Consider the following 18,468-nt stretch of genomic DNA (forward strand, 5'->3'; position numbering starts at 1 on the left):
AAGAGAGTTCATGGTGCGTCCGTCATCTGCCAGAGGTTCCGGCGCAGCGCATGTGCTGATCGTCGAATCCCGCTTCTACAACCATATCTCCGACGAGCTGCTGAAGGGTGCGGTCCAGGCGCTGGAGGCGGCCGGCTGCAGCTATGAGCGCATCGAGGTCCCGGGTGCCTTCGAGGTGCCGGGCGCCATTCGTATCGTGTCCGAGGCGACGCATGGCGTGAAGCAGCCCTTCGACGGCTATGTCGCGCTGGGCTGCGTCATCCGCGGCGAGACCACCCATTACGACTATGTCTGCGGGGAGAGCGCCCGCGGCCTCCAGGAACTGGCGATCCGCCACGGCCTCGCCATCGGCTACGGCATCCTGACGGTCGAGAACGAGGCGCAGGCGCTGGCCCGCGCGCGGGTGACCGAGAAGAACAAGGGCAAGGATGCGGTCAATGCCTGCCTGGCGATGATCGCGCTCAAGCGCAAATACGGCGTCGATCGCGTCATCGAAGCCGACCAATGAGCGGCAGGAAATCCGTACCGGATCCGTCCGCGCTCGACCCGCGGCGCGGGGCGCGGCTTGCGGCGGTCCAGGCGCTCTATCAGATCGCGCTGACCTCGGCCGACCCGGCCATCGTCATCACGGAATTCATGCGCCACCGGCTGGGCAAGGCGATCGAAGAGGGCGGCGTGCCCGACAGCGATCCGCAGCTCTTCGCCGACCTGGTGCGCGGGGCTGCCGCCATGAGCGGGGAGCTCGACGACATGATCGCCGCGGTGCTGGATCAGGAATGGTCGGTCGAACGGCTGGAGCTGCTGCTGCTGGCTGTGTTGCGCGCCGGCGCCTATGAGATATCGGCGCGACCGGACCTGCCGGTTCGCGTCGCCATCAGCGAATATGTGGCGATCTCGGCGGCTTTCCTCGGCGACCGCGAGACCGGGCTCGTCAACGGCATCCTCGACCGGATCGCGCGCTCGCTGCGGCCCGACGAGCTCGGAGGCGACGCGCGTGGCCAACGCGAAACGGCCGGGTGAGTTCGAGCTCATCCGGCGCTACTTCGCGCCCCTCGCGGCTGGGACGCCGGCGGCCCTTGGCCTCGGCGACGATGCCGCGATCCTGAGCCCGCGCGCCGGGCAGGATCTGGTCGTCACCGCCGACGCCCTGGTGGCCGGCATTCATTTCCTTCCCGACGATCCGCCCGACCAGATCGCGCGCAAGATGTTGCGCGTCAACCTCTCCGATCTCGCCGCCAAGGGCGCGACGCCGCTGGGATATCTGATGACCTGCGCGTTCGACGGCAGGGTCGACGAGCCCTGGCTCGCCTCTTTCTGCGCCGGCCTTGCCGCCGATCAAACAGCCTTCGGGATCGGGCTCCTCGGGGGCGATACGGTAGCGACGCCGGGGCCGCTCACTCTGTCCGTGACGGCGATGGGCGAGGTGCCGGCGGGCCGTGCCCTGCGCCGCAACGCGGCCCAGACGGGCGATCTGGTCTTCGTCAGCGGCACGCTCGGGGATTCGGCCTTGGGGCTGAAACGCCTTCGCGGCAAGCTGGCGGCGCTGTCGGCCGAGGAGGGCATCTTCCTGATCGATCGCTACCGCCTGCCGCAGCCGCGGCTGAAGCTGGGACGGGCCTTGATGGAGGCCGGCCTGGCGAAGGCGGCGCTCGATATCTCGGACGGCCTGCTGGCCGATCTCGGCCATATCGGCGAGCAATCCAATCTGGCGGCCAAGATCGAGAGCGCGAGGCTGCCGCTGTCGCCGGCGGCCGCGCGCGCGCTCCAGGACGACCCGGTCTTGATCGCGGAGATCGCGGCCGGCGGCGACGATTACGAGCTGCTCTTCACCGCGCCGTCCTCGGCGCAGGCTCCGATCGCGGCCTTGGGGCAGCGGCTGGACCTGCGCCTCACCCCGATCGGCCGCATGATCGAATCTGCCGGCAGCCATCCGGGCGCCGTCCGGCTGCTCGACGAAAAGGGGCGGGAAATCGCCCTCGAGCGCCGGGGTTGGCAGCATTTCTAGGCGGCGGAACCGCCTGAAATTGGCTCGAACTTAGGCAAGTCTTAACCCAATTTTCAACGCCCCGGGGCGATCCTGTCCCCCGCGATGAAGAAGATCGTCCTCATTCTGCTCGTGCTGCTTCTGCTGGGGGGCGGTGGCGGCGCGGCCTGGTGGTTTCTCCTGCGCAAGCCGCCGGCGGATCCGCAGGCCGCGGCAACGCCCGTGGCCGCGCCCATCGCCTATCTGAAGCTTCCGGCGCTGACGGTGCCCGTGATCCGCGACGGCACCCCGCATGGGCTGGTCACCGTCGAGATGACGATGGAGCTCAGGGACGAGACGGTCCGTCCCCAGGCCGAAGAGCGCCTGCCGGTGCTGGCCGATCGTCTGTTCGTGGTGCTCTACGATCTGCTGGGCCGCCGCATCATGCAGGAACAGAACTTCAATCTGGACATGGTGAAGGGCCGACTCCTGATCGCAGCCGACAAGGTCATGGGCGCCCCGGGCTCCATCACCAATGTCACCTTCACCGCGGTCGAGACCCGCTTCGCCAGCTAGGCTCGTCTTTCGCGCTGCAGGCGCCGCACCGACCACCAGATCCCGAGCAACGCCACGGCCATGCCGGTCATCTCCACCAGGTTGGGGATCTTCCCGCTGACCAGGAACACGTAGAACACGCCGAAGATCGCCTCGAAGATGATGAGCTGGCCGAGCAGGGACACTTTCAGCAGTCGCGCCGCCAGGTTGAAGAGCAGATAGGCGAGCCAGGTCGAGCCGCCGCCGAGGACGATGCTCCACCAGACGATCGACGCCATCTCCTGCCGGGGGATCGCCAGCGGGCTTCGCAACTCGCCCAGCCCATAGAAGATCGGTGCGGCCAGGAGCACCGCCACCAGCGACGCGGCCCCGATCAGCGAGTTCCATTCGCGCGCGTCGATGTTCGGGTGCTGGCGCAGGAACCGCGCATTGGCGATCGCATACCAGGTCCACATGACGAGGCAGGCCAGCAGACAGAGCGTTCCCAGCGCGGAGAAATCCGACAGATCGCGAAGGAAATCGGTCTTGCCGAGATTGAAGGTCACGACACCGAGAATGAAGAGCCCCAGCGGCGGCGCGATGTCCCGCAACCTGCCTTCATCGGTGGCCACTCTCCCGAACAGCGAGATGGTCACCGGCACCATGCCGATCACCAGGATCGCGAATGTCGCGCCCGAGAGCTGGATGCCGAGGGTGAGGATGAAATAGAACGCCACGTTGCCGGCAAGGGCCAGCAGGAAGGCGATGCCGAACAGGCGCCAGGAAAGCTGGCCGGTCCGGGTCGCGCCCAGCGAGGCAAGCGAAAGGGCGCCATAGACAAGGAACCGGCCGACGGTGATCTCGGCGGCACTCGACCCGCCCAGCACGACGGGAACGACGAAGGCGAGGGCCCAGAGGCCCGTCGTCAGCAACATGAGCAGGATGCCCCAGAACAGGGGCGCTCGCGTCATGAGCCGGCTCAGGGTGCCGGCCGTCGCCCGCCAGACTCTCGAAGCGGAGACATTGAAGGTGAGGGCAGGCGGCATCTGCATTTCCCGTGCGGCGGCGGAGGGTGTCTCCCTCCTTTGCTCCCCTTGCCCGGCGGACGAGGGGCCCCCATCCTGACGCGGCCATGCTCTCCGCCGCAACCCGTCGCAACGTCTTTATCCTCGCCCTGTGCCAGGCCCTCAATGTCACGGGGCTGAGCCTGATGATCACGGTCTCGGCCGTGACGGGCCACAAATTATCCGCCGACCCGGCGCTCTCGACCCTGCCGCTCGGGCTGCAGTTCACCGCGGCCATGCTCACCACCTTCCCGGTGTCGCTGCTGATGAAGCGCGTCGGCCGCCGGATCGGGTTCTCGCTCGGGGCCGCCGCGGCCCTCCTGGGCGGAACCATCATGCTGGTCGGCGTGCTGCAGGCGAGCTTCGTCATCTTCTGCGTCGGCAATGCCTTCATCGGCATCGGCGCCGCCACGGCGCAATTCTATCGTTTTGCCGCGGCCGACGCCGCGGACGAGACCTTCAAGGCCCGCGCGATCTCGATGGTGATGGTGGGCGGCCTGATCGCGGCCTTCCTCGGGCCGCTCTCCGCGCGCTGGTCGCGGCTCGCGATCGAGGGGACCGAGTTCGCCGGCTCCTTCGTCGTGGTCATGGCCCTGGGGCTGGCGGCGCTGCTGCTGTTGCAGCTGCTGCGGATCCCGCGTCCCACGCTGGAGGAACGGCGCGACACGGGCCGGCCGCTGGGCGAGATCGCACGCAACGCCACCTTCATCGTGGCGGTCGTCGGCGGCATGATCGGCTATGCCACCATGTCCTTCGTCATGACCGCCTCGCCGCTGGCCATGATGGCCCACCATCACTCCTTCGACGACAATGCCTTCGTGATCCAGTGGCATGTGGTCGGCATGTTCGCGCCCTCCTTCTTCACCGGCCATCTGATTCAGCGTTTCGGCGTGCTCAATGTGATGCTGGCGGGAGCGGCGGCCCTCCTGGCCTGCATCGCCACCGGGCTCTCGGGCACGGAGGTGGCGCATTTCTGGGGGGCGATGCTGCTGCTGGGGCTGGGCTGGAACTTCCTCTATATCGGCGCGTCGGCGCTGCTGACCGAGACCTATCGGTCGGCCGAGCGGGCCAAGGTTCAGGCGCTCAACGACTTCCTCATCGGCTTCGGGGTCTCGGTCGCCTCGCTCTCCTCCGGCGCGCTGCAGGCGGTGTTCGGCTGGGAAGTGGTTAATCTCAGTCCCCTGCCGGCCATCCTTGCCGCCGCTTTCGCCGTGCTGTGGCTCAAGTCGCGCCGGCGGGCCATGGCCGCGGTCGGCAGCGGCCTCGTCTGAGGCGGGATATCCCGCTAGACCGCGGCGGCCCCTGCGAAAATTGGCCGCAAACCGCGGCTTCCCGTGTTGCCTTGGCCTGCTGAATCCCCTAAGGTCCGGCCCGCATTTTTCAGCCGCCTGGGCCGGGCGGTGGGCAGCCGACTCGCGCGCCCCCGCCGGTTTCTCCGGGCAAATTCCCGAGGGATGGAAGGACTAGCTATGGCAACCACTGACTGGATCGTCATCGCCTGCGGCGTGCTGGCGCTGCTTTACGGCATCTACGCCACACGCTCGGTGATGGCGGCGCCCACCGGTAACGACCGCATGCGCGAAATTGCGGCCGCGGTGCAGGAGGGGGCCCGGGCCTACCTCAATCGCCAATACACCACCATCGGGATCGTCGGCGTGCTGATCGTCGTGATCCTGGCCGTGACGCTGGGCCTCTGGCCGGCCATCGGCTTCGTCATCGGCGCGGTGCTCTCGGGTGCCGCCGGTTATGTCGGCATGAACGTCTCGGTCCGCGCCAACGTCCGCACGGCCGAGGCGGCGCGCCAGGGGCTGAAGCCGGCCCTGGCCATCGCCTTCAAGTCGGGCGCCATCACGGGCATGCTCGTGGTCGGGCTCGGTCTGCTCGGCGTCTCGATCTACTACTTCTTCCTGCGCAGCATGGGCCTGGAGACGCGCCATATCCTCGAGGCCCTGGTGGCCCTGAGCTTCGGCGCCTCGCTCATCTCAATCTTCGCGCGCCTGGGCGGCGGCATCTTCACCAAGGGTGCGGACGTCGGCGCCGACCTGGTCGGCAAGATCGAAGCCGGCATTCCCGAAGATGATCCCCGCAACCCGGCCGTGATCGCCGACAACGTCGGCGACAATGTCGGCGACTGTGCCGGCATGGCCGCCGACCTGTTCGAGACCTATGCGGTCACGGTGGTGGCGACGATGCTGCTCGCCGCGATCTTCGTGGTCGATCCGGCCCAGCAGAGCCAGCTCATGCTGTACCCCCTGCTCGTCGGCGGCGTCTGCATCATCGGCTCGGTCATCGGCACCTTCTTCGTCCGTCTCGGCTCGTCCAACAACATCATGGGCGCGCTCTATAAGGGCCTGATCGTCGCCGCCATCATCTCGGCGGTCCTGATCTTCATCGTCATCCAGCAGTTGTTCGGCTGGAATGCAGCCCTGCAGATCGCCGACCGTACCGTCAGCGGCGCCGACATCTTCTACTGCTCGCTGGTGGGCCTCGGCGTGACCGGCCTCCTGGTCTGGATCACGGAGTACTACACCTCCACGGCCTATCGTCCGGTGCGCAGCGTCGCCAAGGCCTCGGAGACGGGCCATGCGACCAACATCATCCAGGGCCTCGCGGTCTCGATGGAAGCCTGCGCCCTGCCGGTGATCGTGATCTCGGCCGGCATCATCATCGCCTTCTCCTTCGCGGGCCTGTTCGGCATCTCGGTCGCGGCGACCACGATGCTGGCGCTGGCCGGCATGGTCGTGGCGCTCGATGCCTACGGCCCGGTGACGGACAATGCCGGCGGCATCGCCGAGATGGCGGACCTGCCCAAGGACGTCCGCAAGACCACCGACGCGCTCGACGCCGTCGGCAACACCACCAAGGCCGTGACCAAGGGCTATGCGATCGGTTCGGCCGCGCTGGCGGCGCTGGTGCTGTTCGCGGCCTATACCGAGGACCTGCGTCACTACTTCCCGAATCTGTCGGTCGAGTTCCGCCTCCAGGATCCGTTCGTGGTGGTCGGCCTCTTCATCGGCGGCATGCTGCCCTTCCTGTTCGGCGCGCTCGGCATGATGGCCGTCGGCCGTGCGGCCGGTGCGGTCGTCGTCGAGGTTCGCCGCCAGTTCAAGGAAATCAAAGGCATCATGGAGGGCAAGGCGAAGCCCGACTATAGCCGCGCGGTCGACATGCTGACCAAGGCTGCGATCAAGGAGATGATCATCCCCTCGCTGCTGCCGGTGCTGGCGCCGATCGTGCTCTATTTCGTGATCAATGCGATCGCGGGGCAGGCCGAGGCCTTCACGGCGCTGGGCGCGATGCTGCTGGGCACGATCGTGACCGGCCTCTTCGTCGCGATCCAGATGACCTCGGGCGGCGGCGCCTGGGACAATGCCAAGAAGTACATCGAGGACGGCCATCACGGCGGCAAGGGCTCGGACGCCCACAAGGCCGCGGTGACCGGCGACACGGTCGGCGATCCTTACAAGGACACCGCCGGCCCGGCCGTCAACCCGATGATCAAGATCATCAACATCGTGGCGCTGCTGCTGCTCGCGATGCTCGCCGCCGGCTGACGGTGCGAGGCTCGTGACGGCTGCTTCGTGCAGAACCGAAAAACCCCGGCGGGACATCCCGCCGGGGTTTTGCTTTGATCGCCTGGCGTCCTGCCGCCGGGCCCGCGTCGGGGCCCGCGCGACGAGACGGCTACTGATCGGGATTCTTGTTGAAGCGGCCGAGGTTGCCGAGGAGCTGCTGAAGGATCGTGATATGCCGGCCGAGGGTCGGGGTCACGCGGTCGCTCGGCGTGATCTGCTTGGCGTCCTCGAGGCCGATGATCTTCATGTCGTTGACCACACCGGTCTTGTCGAAGCTGACGACCAGCACCTGCTGATCCTCGATATCGGGCTCGAGGAACGCGATGCTCCGCGTGCGGGTGCTGATGTAGTACCACTTGTCGTTGTTGAAGGTGCCGGTGGTCGAGGGCGAGCCCAGGAGCTGGGCCACCTCGTTCTTGGTGTCGACACCGGGCTGGACCTTCAGGACCTGGTCGGGGTCGGGGAGGTTGCCGCGCGTGTCGATCGTGGGCGAGCAGCCCGCGGCCAGAGTCGCCACGATCACGCTCGCGACGCTCAGCGCAAGACGGCGGCTGTTACCCATTCCTTCGACCTCTTGATCCCCTCGGCGGAGTCCCGCCCGACGCGCCGCACCTTTCCACCGGCTCTGAATCCTGTCAACCGGCCTGACGCCTCGCGGCGTTGTTTTCAGCATGGTGTCCAATGAGTTGGTTTGCGCGGTTGTTTCGCTCCGAGCCGGAGAAAATCGCGGCGGAACGGCTCTATGCCGCGCTCGTGGCCCAGGCGCGCGAGCCCGCGTTCTACCGGGACGGCGCGGTACCGGACAGCCTGGATGGCCGCTTCGAATTGGTCGCGCTTCATGCCTTTCTCCTGCTGCGACGGCTCCGGGCGGAGGGGCAGGCAGGGGCGCGCCTTGCCCAGGCGCTGTTCGACCGCATGTTCGTCGATATGGATGAATCGCTGCGCGAGATCGGGGTCGGCGATCTCAGCGTCGGCAAGCGGGTGAAGGCGATGGCCAAGGCCTTCTACGGCCGCGCGGCGGCCTATGAGGCCGCTCTGGGGGATTCCGCGCCCGCGACGCTGGAACAGGCCCTGGCGCGGAACCTCTATGGTACGTTGCCTGACCGGCAGGGACTGCCGCTGACCGCGATGGCCCGCTATTTGCGCCAAGCGGCGGCGGAAATCGGAGATCAGCCCGCAGCCAGCCTGATGGCGGGCCAGGTCAGCTTTCCGATATTTCGTCTGGAGTCTCGTTAGTCCATTGTTTTAATTACGAATTTACACGCTGTCCCAAACCGCCCCGGGCGCTGTCAGGCGGGCATTGACCGGGCCGGGAGCTTTCCTTATGGTGGCGCGCTTTTTGCGGCCGGCGCCCAAGGAGCGAGGCAATGGCCGAATCCCAGCTAGAATCCGAATTTTCCAGGACGATCCGCGTCGAGCGCATCGGCCGGGAAGAAATCGAGCGCCGCATCGAGGCCAAGCCGGACGAGCGGGCAGCCCTGGCGGAGCGGTTGGGGCTGGCGAGTCTCGACCTGCTGCAGGCCGACCTTCGGCTGAAGCGCCTGTCGCGCGGCCGGATCGCGGTCGAGGGGCGGTTCGAGGCCAAGCTGACCCAGCTTTGCGTGGTCAGCCTGGAGCCGGTGGCGGCCCAGATCGAGGGCGAGTTCGCCGTGGAGTTCGTGGAGGCGGGGCCTGGCCCCGAGACCGAAGCAGTCGTCGCGATCGATTCGGTCGATCCGCCGGAGCCGATCGAGGATGGGCTGATCGATCTCGGCGAGGCCGTGGTGCAGCAGCTGGCGGAGCGGATCGATCTTTATCCGCGTGCACCGGGTGCCGACCTGACCTGGCAGGATGAAAAACCTGCCATCTCGGAGCCCAAGCGACCCTTTGCCGCGCTGTCGGCGCTGCAGAAGGGAAAGAAGGGCTGAACGGCCCGAGACGAAGGCCCGTATCATCGGGCGGTCCGCGTGGGCTTTAGCTTGCCGGAACAATGGTTTTTGGATAGAAAACGGGCGCGCCGGCCGGTGGGCCCCTGCGGAGAACGTAAGACAATGGCTGTTCCTAAGAAAAAGACCTCGAAGTCGCGCCGCAATATGCGCCGCTCGCATCATGCCCTGACGCCGAATGCGCATGCCGAGTGCCCCAACTGCGGCGAGCTCAAGCGGCCTCACCATGTGTGCGGCGCCTGTGGGCATTACGACGGCCGAAGCGTTTCCGAGTCCAAGGCCGCCTGATCTCGCCGGCTGATCTCCCGAGAGGAGACCGCGTGACCGGGCAATTTGCCATCGCTCTCGACGCCATGGGCGGCGATCGTGCTCCCGAGATGGTGGTGAAGGGCGCGAACATCGCGCGCCAACGCTTCCCCGAGGTGCACTTCCTGTTCTTCGGCGACGAGAAGCGGTTGAAGCCGCTCGTCGACAAATACCGCGCCTTGGCGAAGGTCTCGACCATCCATCACACCGACCAGGTGGTGAAGGGTGAGGACAAGCCCTCGACCGCCCTGCGCGCCGGCCGCAGCTCGAGCATGCGGCTCGCGATCGACGCGGTGCAGAGCGGCGACGCAGCCGGCGTCGTCTCGGCCGGCAATACCGGCGCGCTCATGGCCATGGCGAAAGTGGTGCTGAAGACCCTGCCGGGAATCACCCGGCCGGCGATCGCCTCCTTCTTTCCGACTCTCAAGGGCGAGAGCGTGATGCTCGACCTCGGCGCCAATGTGCAATGCGACGCCGACAACCTCGTGCAGTTCGCCGTCATGGGAAACGTCTTCGCCCGTACCGTGCTGGGCGTCGTCAGCCCGACCATGGGTCTGCTCAATGTCGGCTCCGAGGACATGAAGGGCCATGAGGCCCTGCGCGAAGCGAGCGCCATGCTGCGCGAGTTCAAGCTGCCCGGCAGCTTCCACGGCTTCGTCGAAGGCGACGACATCGCCAAGGGCACCGTCGACGTGGTCGTGACCGACGGCTTCACAGGCAATATCGCGCTCAAATCGATCGAAGGCACCGCCAAGCTCTATGCCGAGTTCATGCGCGCGACCTTCAAGAGCTCCTTCCTGTCGAAGCTGGGCTATCTGCTGGCGCGGCCGGCCTTGAATGCGTTGCGCCTGCGCACCGACCCGCGCCGCTACAACGGCGCGATCTTCATGGGGCTCAACGGCATCGCCATCAAGAGCCATGGCGGGACCGACGCGCTCGGTTTCTCCAACGCCATCGGTGTCGCGGCCGACATGATCACGCATCGGGCGCTCGCCCGTATCACCGAGGATTTCGGCAACACCGCGGCGGTCTCGCGTCCGCAGGCGGCCGAGCTGTGAGCGTGATCCGGTCCGTCGTCGCCGGCTGCGGCGCCTATCTCCCGAAGCAGGTGGTGACCAACGCGGATCTCGCTCGGAAGATCGAGACCTCGGACGAATGGATCCGCCAGCGCACCGGCATCGGCCAGCGCCACGTGGCGGCCGAAGGCGAGCTGACTTCGCATCTGGCGATCAAGGCCTCCGAGGCGGCGTTGAAGGATGCCGGGATCAAGGCCGACGAGCTCGACCTGATCGTCCTGGCCACCACGACCCCGGACGAGACCTTCCCGGCGACCGCGACCCGGGTGCAGGCCGCCCTCGGCATGACCCGCGGCATGGCTTTCGACGTGCAGGCGGTCTGCTCGGGCTTCGTCTATGCACTGGCCGTGGCGGATAATTTCCTGCGCGTCGGGCAGGCGAAGACGGCGCTCGTGATCGGCGCCGAGACCTTCACCCGTCTTCTCGACTGGAACGATCGCGGCACCTCGGTGCTGTTCGGCGACGGCGCGGGGGCTGTCGTCCTCAAGGCCGCGCCGGGCAAGGGTGACAAGAGCGACCGCGGCATTCTCTCGACCCATCTCTTTTCCGACGGCCGCTATCACGACATGCTCTATGTCGATGGCGGGCCCTCCAGCACCGGCACCACCGGCGTGGTCCGCATGGAAGGCCGCGAAGTGTTTCGCCACGCCGTCACCAAGCTGGCCCAGGCCGTCGACGAGGCGATCGCGAGCAACGGCGTCTCGGAAGCCGAGATCGACTGGCTGGTCCCGCACCAGGCCAACCGGCGCATCATCGACAGCATGGGGCAGCGCTTGAAGCTGGCGCCCGAAAAGGTCGTGGTCACGATCGATCGCCATGCCAACACCTCGGCGGCCTCGATCCCGCTGGCCCTGGCCGAGGCTCATGCCGACGGGCGCATCAAGCGGGGTCAGCTCGTGCTGATTGAAGCCATGGGCGGCGGCTTCACCTGGGGTTCGGCGCTGATCCGCTGGTAGGCGGGAAGGGGCCTTCGGGCTCCTTTGCCGGGTGCCCCCGGCCGGCCGATTGAGAGTTTTCCCGCCTTTTATCCACTTACTTGGCGAAACGGGTCCGTTCCCCCGAGTCGTCACCGGACTGCCCCGGTGATGACACAGAGTCGCATCGGATGAGGATTAGACCGTCCGAACAAGCCCATGCATCATGGTTAACGCGATTCGCTCGTGGGTTGGATTCGTCATCGCCCACGCAGGTTCAAGATTAGGGCCGATCCTGCTGTAATTGACTGATTTCCCGCCGCGCGCTAGCGTTTTGGATGAAGAACGGGGGAATGCCATGAGCAACACGGTCACCCGAGCCCAACTCAGCGAAGCCGTCTATCAAGAGGTCGGCCTGTCGCGCAATGAGTCGGCTGATCTGGTGGAGACGGTGCTGAAGGAGATCGCTGACACGCTGGCCAAGGGCGAGACTGTGAAAATTTCGTCATTTGGCACCTTCATGGTTCGCCAGAAGGGCCAGCGGATCGGGCGGAACCCGAAGACCGGTGAGGAAGTTCCGATCAAGCCGCGCAAGGTGCTGGTGTTCCGCGCCTCGCATGTCTTGAAGCATCGCGTCAATGGCGGCAGCCCTGAGACGGCGCCGAAAGAGGTCGACTGATGCCGCTGCCCCAACCGCAGCGCCGCAATGAAGCGGAGAGCGCCGTTCCGGCCGAAAGCCGGGATGCCGCGGGCCGCCGTCATGAAAAATCGGCGAGCGCCTTTCGCACGATCAGCGAAGTGGCGACCGAACTTGATGTGCCGCAGCATGTGTTGCGGTTTTGGGAAACCAAGTTCTCGCAGGTCCGGCCGCTGAAGCGCGGCGGCGGCCGCCGCTATTACCGGCCCGAGGATGTCGAGCTGCTGCGGGCGATCCGCAAGCTGCTCTATGAAGAAGGCTACACGATCAAAGGGGTGCAGCGACTGATGCGCGAGGGCGTGTTCCGCATCCGCGCCCAGGAGACGGCGGCGCCCGAAACCGGCGACGCGGCGGAGTTGTCCACCGGCGAGCTGGATCTCGGCGCGGAACCGGTGCCCGAGGCGGCGACCGCCGACCAGCCGGTCGAGGCCGCCGCCGAAACGGCGGACCCAGCCAGCCATCGCCGGGAGCTCATCGAGAACGCGATCGAGGAGCTGACCGAGCTCCGTAACCGCTTGGCGCGTCTGCTGGGCTGAACCGAGAGTTTTGCTGTCTTGGCTGCGATCCTTGCGGGTCTCGGGCCCGCAGGAGGCGGCGGTTGCCTGGACCGGAGCGGGCCGCTATAAGGACCGCCCTAAGGCCGGAGCGTGGCGCAGCCTGGTAGCGCACCAGACTGGGGGTCTGGGGGTCGCAGGTTCAAATCCTGTCGCTCCGACCATTCTTCCCCCGATTTCGACGATCCTCATCGGCCTCCACGGCAGGCGGCACTGCCCGCGGTTCGATCGAATCTGCATTCGCGAGCGCGTCGTCGTTTCGTGCGCGCCACCGCCGCGGCCTCGAATCTCTCGCCGTCGACATGTTGCGGTTTCTACTCACGTCGGTGGCCGCGACGCCTCTAGGAAAGATTCCCTCGGCCCCGCGAGGTCGATCGTTTCCGATCGGATCTCGGCTATCGCCTATCCTGGCAACTCGTTAGCATTAACTTCGATCCAGGTTCGTCCTGGAAATGTCGGACGAAGCGACCAGCTGGGGTGATCATGGACTCTAGGGCAATTCATCGTCGCGCGGCGTGCGGGGTGCTGACCCTCGGCGCGCTGGCGCTCGGACTGATGCTATCGGGGCCCGCAAATGCCGAGGACATCAAGATCGGCATCCTGTTCGATGTGACCGGTCCGGTCGCGGATATGGTGCCGCCGCTCCTCGATGCCACCAAGCTGGCGGTCGATGAGGTCAACGCCAATGGCGGGCTTCTCAAGGGGCAGAACCTCCAGACGGTTCTCGCCGACTCGAAGGGCACCGAGGATGACGCGGTTGCTGCGGCCAGCGCGCTCGTGCGCGATGACAAGGTCGTCGCCATCGTCGGGTCCATCACCAGCGTCGCCACGCTCGCCGCCGCCCACAAGGTCACCATTCCCAACAGCATTCCGATGATCTCGCCGGCCTCGACCGCGGTCGAACTGACCGACCTGGAGGACAAGGACTTCGTGTTCCGCGTGGTGCCGAGCGACGCCGACCAGGGCTGGGTCCTGGCGGGCCTGGTCCACAACAAGGGATTCACGAAGGTCGCGGTGACCTATATCGACAGCGACTATGGCAGCGGCCTCAATGACACCTTCCGCGACAACTTTCAGAACTACAAAGGCGTCGTGACGACGGCCCTGGGCCACGAAGCCAACAAGGCCAGCTATGCCGACGAGGTGAAGCAGCTCGAGCCGTTCGATCCGGAAGCGCTCGTGCTGATCGACTTCGCGACGGCCGGCGGCATCACCCTCATCAAGGACGCATTGGCCGGCGGCCATTTCAAACAATTCATCGGAACCGATGCGCTGATGGACCCGGCCTTGATCGCGGAAATCGGCGCCGACAATCTCAAGGGGATGTTCTTCACGGCGCCCACGACCGACGATTCGACCTCGGCCGCGAAAAAGTTCGATGCGCTGTACAAGGCCGCCTTCAACCGGACCGGGGATGAAGAATTCGCGGCGCAGACCTACGACGCCACGATGCTGATCGCGCTCGCCATCGAGAAGGCCAGTGCGACCGACGGCAAGAAGATCCGGGATGCCCTTCGCGAGGTGTGCTGCTCCGCCGGCGGCGAGGTGATCGAACCCGGGGAGTGGGCCAAGGCCAAGGCCGCGATCGCCGCCGGCAAGAAGATCAATTATGAGGGCGCGAGCGGGAACTGCGATTTCGACGAGAATGGCAATATCGAGGGCGTCTACGGCCATTTTGAGATCGAGAACGGCGTCTTCAAGCAGGTAGAGTTGCTCAAGCCCTGAGGGAATCCGCTGCTATCGAACGGGCGAGCGCGCGGCGGGCCGCGGGGCGCGCCCGTTTCCGGCGTGGACGGGTCGGGTCGGCGCCGGTGCAGGCGCCGACGGAACGCCGGCCCGCAACTGCTCTGCCAGTCCATCCAGCTGCGCGGCGATTTCGCTGATCGCCGGCGCTCCCAGCGCCGGGCTGTCATATTGCTGCAATCGGATCTGCGCATCGATCGCCATGCGATCGATCATTCTTGCGGTCAGCACCCCTTCTTCGCGCAAGGCGCTCACCGCCGCCTGGAACATGATCAGATCCGCGGTGATGGTGCAGAACATGGCCTGCAATGTGGATTCGGCGTCGTCGATGCGCTGCTCGAGCTCTTCGATCTTTGCCATTGTCGTCTCTCGGCAATGATAGGGAAGCGGTGCTGTCGTCATCTTGAATCGGCTCTATGACTTTTCAACGCATCGCGAGCGATTTCCGGCCTCGGCCACAAATTTGCTCGCGCCGCGAGCAGCAGCGGCATCCGCCTGCTATCTCTGTGAAAACTTCAATCCAGCCATGAACGCAGAATGGGCCAGGCCGCGATCGCGCTGAAGATCGCGGCGGCGACCGCCAGCCACACCACCCAGCGGAATCTTGCGCGCTCGAGCGCCTCGGCCGCGCGGGCCTTCTCGGCCAGCCAACTTTCCACGAAGCTGCGCGAAGGATGCGGATCGCTGTCGACGATGCCCCTGACATCGGCGCCGCGGCCGTAACTGGTGCCGGGCCCCTGGAGCTTGCCGGCCACGACCTGAGGGCCCAGCGCCTCCATGGCGGCCAGCCATCGCCGTTCCGAAGACGCGCTCGGATTCTCTTTTGACAGCATGCGTGGAGAGCGTGGCGTCGCGGGATTCAGTTCCGCCGCTCGAGCCGCGGTCCGGGCCGGTTCAGCCGCGGAAGGGAAAGCCGGTTCCTGCCAGCGCCGTTTCGCTGAAATCGCCGGCCAGCACGTCGGCCCCGGCGAAGACACTGCGCGAGAGCCGGGCGCTGCGAAAACTGGTGGCGATCTGTCCGCCGCCTCCGGCAAGCGGCAAGGGCGCGATGCGGCAGCCCGCCAGATCGGCGCCGGTGAGATCCGCCCCGTCGAAACGTCCGCCGCTGACCTTGGCGCCGCGGAACCGCACCTGGCGGAGGTCGGAGCCGCTGAAATCCACCGCGAAGATCCGGGCGTCGCCGAAATCGGCACCGCTGAGGCTGCAGCGGCGGAACACGACGAGCCGCAGCAGCTTGCCGGAAAAATCGAGGCCCGACAGATCGGCCCGTTCGAAGACCGCCTGCCTTCCTTCCCGCCCGTCCGATTGCAGCCATTTCTCGTGGGCCGCGATCACGGCCGGGAAATTGTCGCGGTTGTTGACCGGCGGCGGATCGAACTTCGCGTCGCGGGCCCAGCCTTTGACCTGGTTCAGGTCCTCCGGCATCAGACCGGTGAGATCGGCACCGGTGAAGACCGTCTTGTCGATCGAGACGCCGACCATCTTGGCGCCGGTCAACCGCGCGCTGGTGAAGTTGGTGCGCGAGAGGTTGGCGCCGCGCAGATCGACGCCGGTCATGTCGCAGCCGGTGAAATCGGCATCGACCATGGTCGCGTTGGCCATGATGGCGCCGGCAAGCTTGGCGCCCTTGAAGACCGAGCCCGACAGCTTGGCGTTGCTGAGGTCGGCGCGGAAGAAATTGGTCATCTCGCCTTCGGCCGCCCCGTCGGTCTCGATCTCGCCCGGCCGGCGCGGGCCGCGATGGCGATAGAGCACGCCTTCGCGCAGATCGGCCTCGTGCAGGTCCGCCCCTTCGAGATCGGTGCCGGCGAGGCGTGCGCCGCGCAGGACCGCGCGGGTCAGCTTCGCGCCGCGCAAATGCGCACCGGAGAGGTTGGCGCCGAAGAAGTCGCATTCCGCGAGATTGCAGCCATCGAACCGCGCGCCGCCCAGATCGGCGCCGGTGAAGACCATGCCGTGAAGATCGAGGCCCGAGAGGTCGATGCCGGGCAGCGCGCAATAGGAGAGCTCGCCCCGCTTCCCCTTGGCCGGTGTCTTGGTCCAGAGGAGATGCGTTCCGACGATCGCCTTCAGTTCTTCGGGCGAGGGGATCTTGAGATCGGCTTTGGTCATGTCAGGTCTGGGTCAAGGGTCGCAGGCTTATCAGAGCTTCGCTGCCGGTAACGGCGGTCGAGTAGGTGGCTATGCAGCCGTCGGCTGCCTGGGGCCGCAAACGGATGCCATTGCAGCCAGCATAAAGGGGGAGCGTTAACCGTTCCTTCTCCGATGGGGGCTGGGCCCAGACCCTTGCCATCGGCCTTTCTGAGGGCCGCAAGAAAGTGCCCGCGAAGCGCAGCCGGAAGAAATGAGATGGATTGCTTGTGGTCTTCCTGTGGCCGGGATTGTCGCAAGCGGCCGGCGGCACTGCAGCCTTTGCAGGGGCGCGACTTCATCTGGGATGGCGGAACCCCGTCCGGGACCCTCGCGTTGTACCTGATATCGACAACCCGAATATGAAGGGACTAGATCATGGGTAACCCAATGGACAAGCCGGCCCACCAGAATCAGAACCCGCAGAATCCGCAGCAGGCGCAGCGGAATCCGGGGCAGGGCCAGGGTCAGAAGCCGAGCGATCCCAGCCAGCATGATCCGAGCCAGCGGGACAAGACGGGCACTCCGCAGGACCGCTACGCGTCGGGCACGGACCGTGCTCGCGACGTGCCGGTCGACCGCAAGGGCGACCAGACGAAGCCCGGCGCCGGCCGCGACAACGATCGCGGCAACAAGAACTAAGCTTTCGCCGAGAGCGAAGACGCGGGCGGCTGGACCACCACGGTTTCGCCGAACGCGTCTGAGCGAAGGCCCGGCGCTGCCCACGCAACGCCGGGCCTGTCCGCTTCAGAGCCCGGAAAGCCTCAAGAGGTTTCGATGACGATGCCATTCATGACCGACATGCCGGTCCGGCCGGACTTCGTCCGCCGCCGCCTCCTGTCGCGGGCACGCTATGCGGCGATCATTCCCGGGCGGCCGGATCCCGATCCGCCCACACCGCTGCCGCCCGGCCCGCCGATGCCGGGCGATCCCGTGCCGGGCGACCCGGGCCCGACCGATCCGCCGCTGCCGTCGCCGGGAAAGCGCAGTCCCGAACTGCCGCCGGATCAACCGCCCGATCAGCCGCCGGGGTCAACCCCGCGCAGGCCGCCGCTCAAGCTGCGCTTCCCCGGCTAGGGAACGGATCCGGTCCGCGGCAGTTACCTGAACATCGCCGGGGCACTCTCACCAGATACCGGATCATCAAGGAGACGACAAATGGCATCGCCACTTCCGAAGACGCAAAGCACGCTCGAGCAGCGTGAGACCTACAGCCTCATCGGCGCCAACAAGGTCAACGGCACCCACATCTACAATCCCAAGGGCGATCATCTCGGCGAAGTGGACGAGATCATGATCGACAAGCTCTCGGGCAAGGTGGCCTACGCGGTCGCGACATTCGGCGGCTTTCTGGGCCTCGGCCAGTCCCGCTATGCGCTGCCCTGGTCGGTCCTGAGCTACGACACCGGCAAGAGCGGCTATGTCGTGGCCCTCGACGCCGAGAAGCTCAAGAAGGCGCCCCGCTTTGAGAACGAATCCACGCTTGCCGATCGCGAATGGGGCAAGAGTCTTCATGACTATTACGGCATCCCGCCCTATTGGCTCTAAACGGGCCCAAACCGGGAAACCGGGTCCGGCCGGGGCGGCGCTCACGCCGCGCCGGCCGGCCCGGCCGCGATCGTTGACGATGCCAGGTCCGGGCTTGGCGCGCTCGGGTTGGCCCATCTCGAAGGAGAGGAACATGCCGCGCGGCGACAAGTCCAAATATTCACCCAAGCAGAAGCGCCAGGTGGCGCATATTGAAGAGAGCTTCGAGAAGCGCGGTGTCGCACCCAAGGAAGCGGCGGCGCGGGCTTGGGCGGTCGAGAACAAGATCTCCGGCGGCGGCCGGCTTGGCGGGTCGGGCGAAGGCAAGCCCGAGAACAAGGCGCCCTATAAGAAGGGCGGCAAACGAGGCGGGCGGGCAGCGGCGGCGCGCCCCGCCGCGGCACGTTCGGCTTCCGCCAAGAAGGCGGCCCGAACGCGAGCCCGCCGCGGAAAGTAGAGC

At 66.4% G+C, this 18,468-nt stretch carries 23 protein-coding genes and 1 tRNA gene; 19 read left to right on the top strand and 5 right to left on the bottom strand.

Annotated elements, in window-relative coordinates:
* Positions 1 to 10: 10 nt before the first annotated feature.
* The 4 genes from FRZ44_RS10210 to FRZ44_RS10225 all read left to right on the top strand — a co-directional run bounded on the left by FRZ44_RS10210 (position 11) and on the right by FRZ44_RS10225 (position 2,539).
* Positions 11 to 508 (top strand): 6,7-dimethyl-8-ribityllumazine synthase, encoded by a 498-nt coding sequence (locus FRZ44_RS10210; RefSeq protein WP_151177082.1) that lies wholly within the window; start codon positions 11 to 13, stop codon positions 506 to 508.
* On the top strand, positions 505 to 1,020 hold the full coding sequence (gene nusB / locus FRZ44_RS10215) for a transcription antitermination factor NusB (RefSeq protein WP_225308638.1): 516 nt from the start codon (positions 505 to 507) through the stop codon (positions 1,018 to 1,020). Before FRZ44_RS10210 ends, nusB begins: the two co-directional genes overlap by 4 nt.
* Positions 995 to 2,005, top strand: a complete 1,011-nt coding sequence (gene thiL, locus FRZ44_RS10220) for a thiamine-phosphate kinase (protein WP_191908614.1) — start codon at positions 995 to 997, stop codon at positions 2,003 to 2,005. Before nusB ends, thiL begins: the two co-directional genes overlap by 26 nt.
* Positions 2,006 to 2,089: 84 nt before the next feature.
* Positions 2,090 to 2,539, top strand: coding sequence for a flagellar basal body-associated FliL family protein (locus FRZ44_RS10225; RefSeq protein WP_151177085.1), 450 nt, complete (start codon positions 2,090 to 2,092; stop codon positions 2,537 to 2,539).
* Here the strand turns inward: FRZ44_RS10225 and FRZ44_RS10230 are convergent.
* On the bottom strand, positions 2,536 to 3,543 hold the full coding sequence (locus FRZ44_RS10230; protein ID WP_191908518.1) for a DMT family transporter: 1,008 nt from the start codon (positions 3,541 to 3,543) through the stop codon (positions 2,536 to 2,538). The two genes, FRZ44_RS10225 and FRZ44_RS10230, sit on opposite strands and share 4 nt — an antisense overlap.
* A gap of 86 nt (positions 3,544 to 3,629) precedes the next feature.
* Between FRZ44_RS10230 and FRZ44_RS10235 the strand changes: the two genes are divergently transcribed.
* Positions 3,630 to 4,832, top strand: a complete 1,203-nt coding sequence (locus tag FRZ44_RS10235) for an MFS transporter (RefSeq protein ID WP_151177087.1) — start codon at positions 3,630 to 3,632, stop codon at positions 4,830 to 4,832.
* Positions 4,833 to 5,030: 198 nt separating this feature from the next.
* Positions 5,031 to 7,115: a sodium-translocating pyrophosphatase gene (locus tag FRZ44_RS10240; RefSeq protein ID WP_151177088.1), complete on the top strand. Its 2,085-nt coding sequence runs from the start codon at positions 5,031 to 5,033 to the stop codon at positions 7,113 to 7,115.
* A 130-nt stretch (positions 7,116 to 7,245) separates the two neighbouring features.
* Here FRZ44_RS10240 and FRZ44_RS10245 read toward each other — a convergent pair whose 3' ends face one another.
* Entirely contained in the window at positions 7,246 to 7,698 is a 453-nt protein-coding gene (locus tag FRZ44_RS10245) for an outer membrane protein assembly factor BamE (protein ID WP_191908519.1), read from the bottom strand.
* Between the two features lie 119 nt (positions 7,699 to 7,817).
* Between FRZ44_RS10245 and FRZ44_RS10250 the strand changes: the two genes are divergently transcribed.
* The 9 genes from FRZ44_RS10250 to FRZ44_RS10290 all read left to right on the top strand — a co-directional run bounded on the left by FRZ44_RS10250 (position 7,818) and on the right by FRZ44_RS10290 (position 14,333).
* A complete protein-coding gene (locus FRZ44_RS10250; protein ID WP_151177090.1) occupies positions 7,818 to 8,372 on the top strand; it encodes a ubiquinol-cytochrome C chaperone family protein in 555 nt (184 codons plus the stop codon).
* A gap of 131 nt (positions 8,373 to 8,503) precedes the next feature.
* Positions 8,504 to 9,043, top strand: coding sequence for a YceD family protein (locus FRZ44_RS10255; RefSeq protein WP_151177091.1), 540 nt, complete (start codon positions 8,504 to 8,506; stop codon positions 9,041 to 9,043).
* 123 nt (positions 9,044 to 9,166) lie between these two features.
* Positions 9,167 to 9,349: a 50S ribosomal protein L32 gene (rpmF, locus tag FRZ44_RS10260; RefSeq protein ID WP_151177092.1), complete on the top strand. Its 183-nt coding sequence runs from the start codon at positions 9,167 to 9,169 to the stop codon at positions 9,347 to 9,349.
* 32 nt (positions 9,350 to 9,381) lie between these two features.
* Entirely contained in the window at positions 9,382 to 10,425 is a 1,044-nt protein-coding gene (plsX, locus tag FRZ44_RS10265) for a phosphate acyltransferase PlsX (RefSeq protein WP_151177093.1), read from the top strand.
* Positions 10,426 to 10,427: 2 nt separating this feature from the next.
* Positions 10,428 to 11,399 carry a beta-ketoacyl-ACP synthase III gene (locus tag FRZ44_RS10270; protein ID WP_407658080.1) on the top strand — a complete coding sequence of 324 codons (972 nt, stop codon included), beginning with the start codon at positions 10,428 to 10,430 and terminating at the stop codon, positions 11,397 to 11,399.
* Between the two features lie 316 nt (positions 11,400 to 11,715).
* Complete coding sequence (locus tag FRZ44_RS10275) at positions 11,716 to 12,036, top strand: integration host factor subunit alpha (protein ID WP_151177095.1); 321 nt, start codon at positions 11,716 to 11,718, stop codon at positions 12,034 to 12,036.
* Complete coding sequence (locus FRZ44_RS10280; RefSeq protein ID WP_151177096.1) at positions 12,036 to 12,590, top strand: MerR family transcriptional regulator; 555 nt, start codon at positions 12,036 to 12,038, stop codon at positions 12,588 to 12,590. Before FRZ44_RS10275 ends, FRZ44_RS10280 begins: the two co-directional genes overlap by 1 nt.
* Positions 12,591 to 12,695: 105 nt before the next feature.
* Positions 12,696 to 12,772 (top strand) — tRNA-Pro (locus FRZ44_RS10285).
* Between the two features lie 358 nt (positions 12,773 to 13,130).
* Entirely contained in the window at positions 13,131 to 14,333 is a 1,203-nt protein-coding gene (locus FRZ44_RS10290; RefSeq protein WP_191908520.1) for an ABC transporter substrate-binding protein, read from the top strand.
* Positions 14,334 to 14,345: 12 nt separating this feature from the next.
* Here FRZ44_RS10290 and FRZ44_RS10295 read toward each other — a convergent pair whose 3' ends face one another.
* The 3 genes from FRZ44_RS10295 to FRZ44_RS10305 all read right to left on the bottom strand — a co-directional run bounded on the left by FRZ44_RS10295 (position 14,346) and on the right by FRZ44_RS10305 (position 16,463).
* Complete coding sequence (locus FRZ44_RS10295; RefSeq protein WP_151177098.1) at positions 14,346 to 14,711, bottom strand: hypothetical protein; 366 nt, start codon at positions 14,709 to 14,711, stop codon at positions 14,346 to 14,348.
* Between the two features lie 155 nt (positions 14,712 to 14,866).
* Entirely contained in the window at positions 14,867 to 15,184 is a 318-nt protein-coding gene (locus tag FRZ44_RS10300) for a hypothetical protein (protein ID WP_151177099.1), read from the bottom strand.
* A gap of 61 nt (positions 15,185 to 15,245) precedes the next feature.
* Positions 15,246 to 16,463: a pentapeptide repeat-containing protein gene (locus tag FRZ44_RS10305; RefSeq protein ID WP_151177100.1), complete on the bottom strand. Its 1,218-nt coding sequence runs from the start codon at positions 16,461 to 16,463 to the stop codon at positions 15,246 to 15,248.
* 396 nt (positions 16,464 to 16,859) lie between these two features.
* Between FRZ44_RS10305 and FRZ44_RS10310 the strand changes: the two genes are divergently transcribed.
* The 4 genes from FRZ44_RS10310 (at position 16,860) to FRZ44_RS10325 (ending at position 18,465) form a co-directional block, all read left to right on the top strand.
* Entirely contained in the window at positions 16,860 to 17,123 is a 264-nt protein-coding gene (locus tag FRZ44_RS10310; protein ID WP_151177101.1) for a hypothetical protein, read from the top strand.
* Positions 17,124 to 17,258: 135 nt separating this feature from the next.
* Positions 17,259 to 17,558 (top strand): hypothetical protein, encoded by a 300-nt coding sequence (locus tag FRZ44_RS10315; RefSeq protein ID WP_151177102.1) that lies wholly within the window; start codon positions 17,259 to 17,261, stop codon positions 17,556 to 17,558.
* Positions 17,559 to 17,639: 81 nt separating this feature from the next.
* The gene (locus tag FRZ44_RS10320) at positions 17,640 to 18,029 is read left to right on the top strand and encodes a PRC-barrel domain-containing protein (protein ID WP_151177103.1); all 390 of its coding nucleotides are present in this window, start codon (positions 17,640 to 17,642) and stop codon (positions 18,027 to 18,029) included.
* 133 nt (positions 18,030 to 18,162) lie between these two features.
* Positions 18,163 to 18,465: a plasmid stabilization protein gene (locus tag FRZ44_RS10325; RefSeq protein ID WP_151177104.1), complete on the top strand. Its 303-nt coding sequence runs from the start codon at positions 18,163 to 18,165 to the stop codon at positions 18,463 to 18,465.
* Positions 18,466 to 18,468: the final 3 nt, after the last annotated feature.

The organism is Hypericibacter terrae (assembly GCF_008728855.1).
GTDB lineage: Bacteria > Pseudomonadota > Alphaproteobacteria > Dongiales > Dongiaceae > Hypericibacter > Hypericibacter terrae.

What these genes read in the sequence shown, in the direction of transcription:
- FRZ44_RS10210 (WP_151177082.1), top strand. Translation starts at nt 11, where the DNA reads ATGGTGCGTCCGTCATCTGCCAGAGGTTCCGGCGCAGCGCATGTGCTG.
- nusB (WP_225308638.1), top strand. Translation starts at nt 505, where the DNA reads ATGAGCGGCAGGAAATCCGTACCGGATCCGTCCGCGCTCGACCCGCGG.
- FRZ44_RS10225 (WP_151177085.1), top strand. Translation starts at nt 2,090, where the DNA reads ATGAAGAAGATCGTCCTCATTCTGCTCGTGCTGCTTCTGCTGGGGGGC.
- FRZ44_RS10230 (WP_191908518.1), bottom strand. Translation starts at nt 3,543, where the DNA reads ATGCCGCCTGCCCTCACCTTCAATGTCTCCGCTTCGAGAGTCTGGCGG.
- FRZ44_RS10235 (WP_151177087.1), top strand. Translation starts at nt 3,630, where the DNA reads ATGCTCTCCGCCGCAACCCGTCGCAACGTCTTTATCCTCGCCCTGTGC.
- FRZ44_RS10240 (WP_151177088.1), top strand. Translation starts at nt 5,031, where the DNA reads ATGGCAACCACTGACTGGATCGTCATCGCCTGCGGCGTGCTGGCGCTG.
- FRZ44_RS10245 (WP_191908519.1), bottom strand. Translation starts at nt 7,698, where the DNA reads ATGGGTAACAGCCGCCGTCTTGCGCTGAGCGTCGCGAGCGTGATCGTG.
- FRZ44_RS10250 (WP_151177090.1), top strand. Translation starts at nt 7,818, where the DNA reads ATGAGTTGGTTTGCGCGGTTGTTTCGCTCCGAGCCGGAGAAAATCGCG.
- FRZ44_RS10255 (WP_151177091.1), top strand. Translation starts at nt 8,504, where the DNA reads ATGGCCGAATCCCAGCTAGAATCCGAATTTTCCAGGACGATCCGCGTC.
- rpmF (WP_151177092.1), top strand. Translation starts at nt 9,167, where the DNA reads ATGGCTGTTCCTAAGAAAAAGACCTCGAAGTCGCGCCGCAATATGCGC.
- FRZ44_RS10275 (WP_151177095.1), top strand. Translation starts at nt 11,716, where the DNA reads ATGAGCAACACGGTCACCCGAGCCCAACTCAGCGAAGCCGTCTATCAA.
- FRZ44_RS10280 (WP_151177096.1), top strand. Translation starts at nt 12,036, where the DNA reads ATGCCGCTGCCCCAACCGCAGCGCCGCAATGAAGCGGAGAGCGCCGTT.
- FRZ44_RS10295 (WP_151177098.1), bottom strand. Translation starts at nt 14,711, where the DNA reads ATGGCAAAGATCGAAGAGCTCGAGCAGCGCATCGACGACGCCGAATCC.
- FRZ44_RS10300 (WP_151177099.1), bottom strand. Translation starts at nt 15,184, where the DNA reads ATGCTGTCAAAAGAGAATCCGAGCGCGTCTTCGGAACGGCGATGGCTG.
- FRZ44_RS10305 (WP_151177100.1), bottom strand. Translation starts at nt 16,463, where the DNA reads ATGACCAAAGCCGATCTCAAGATCCCCTCGCCCGAAGAACTGAAGGCG.
- FRZ44_RS10310 (WP_151177101.1), top strand. Translation starts at nt 16,860, where the DNA reads ATGGGTAACCCAATGGACAAGCCGGCCCACCAGAATCAGAACCCGCAG.
- FRZ44_RS10315 (WP_151177102.1), top strand. Translation starts at nt 17,259, where the DNA reads ATGACGATGCCATTCATGACCGACATGCCGGTCCGGCCGGACTTCGTC.
- FRZ44_RS10320 (WP_151177103.1), top strand. Translation starts at nt 17,640, where the DNA reads ATGGCATCGCCACTTCCGAAGACGCAAAGCACGCTCGAGCAGCGTGAG.
- FRZ44_RS10325 (WP_151177104.1), top strand. Translation starts at nt 18,163, where the DNA reads ATGCCGCGCGGCGACAAGTCCAAATATTCACCCAAGCAGAAGCGCCAG.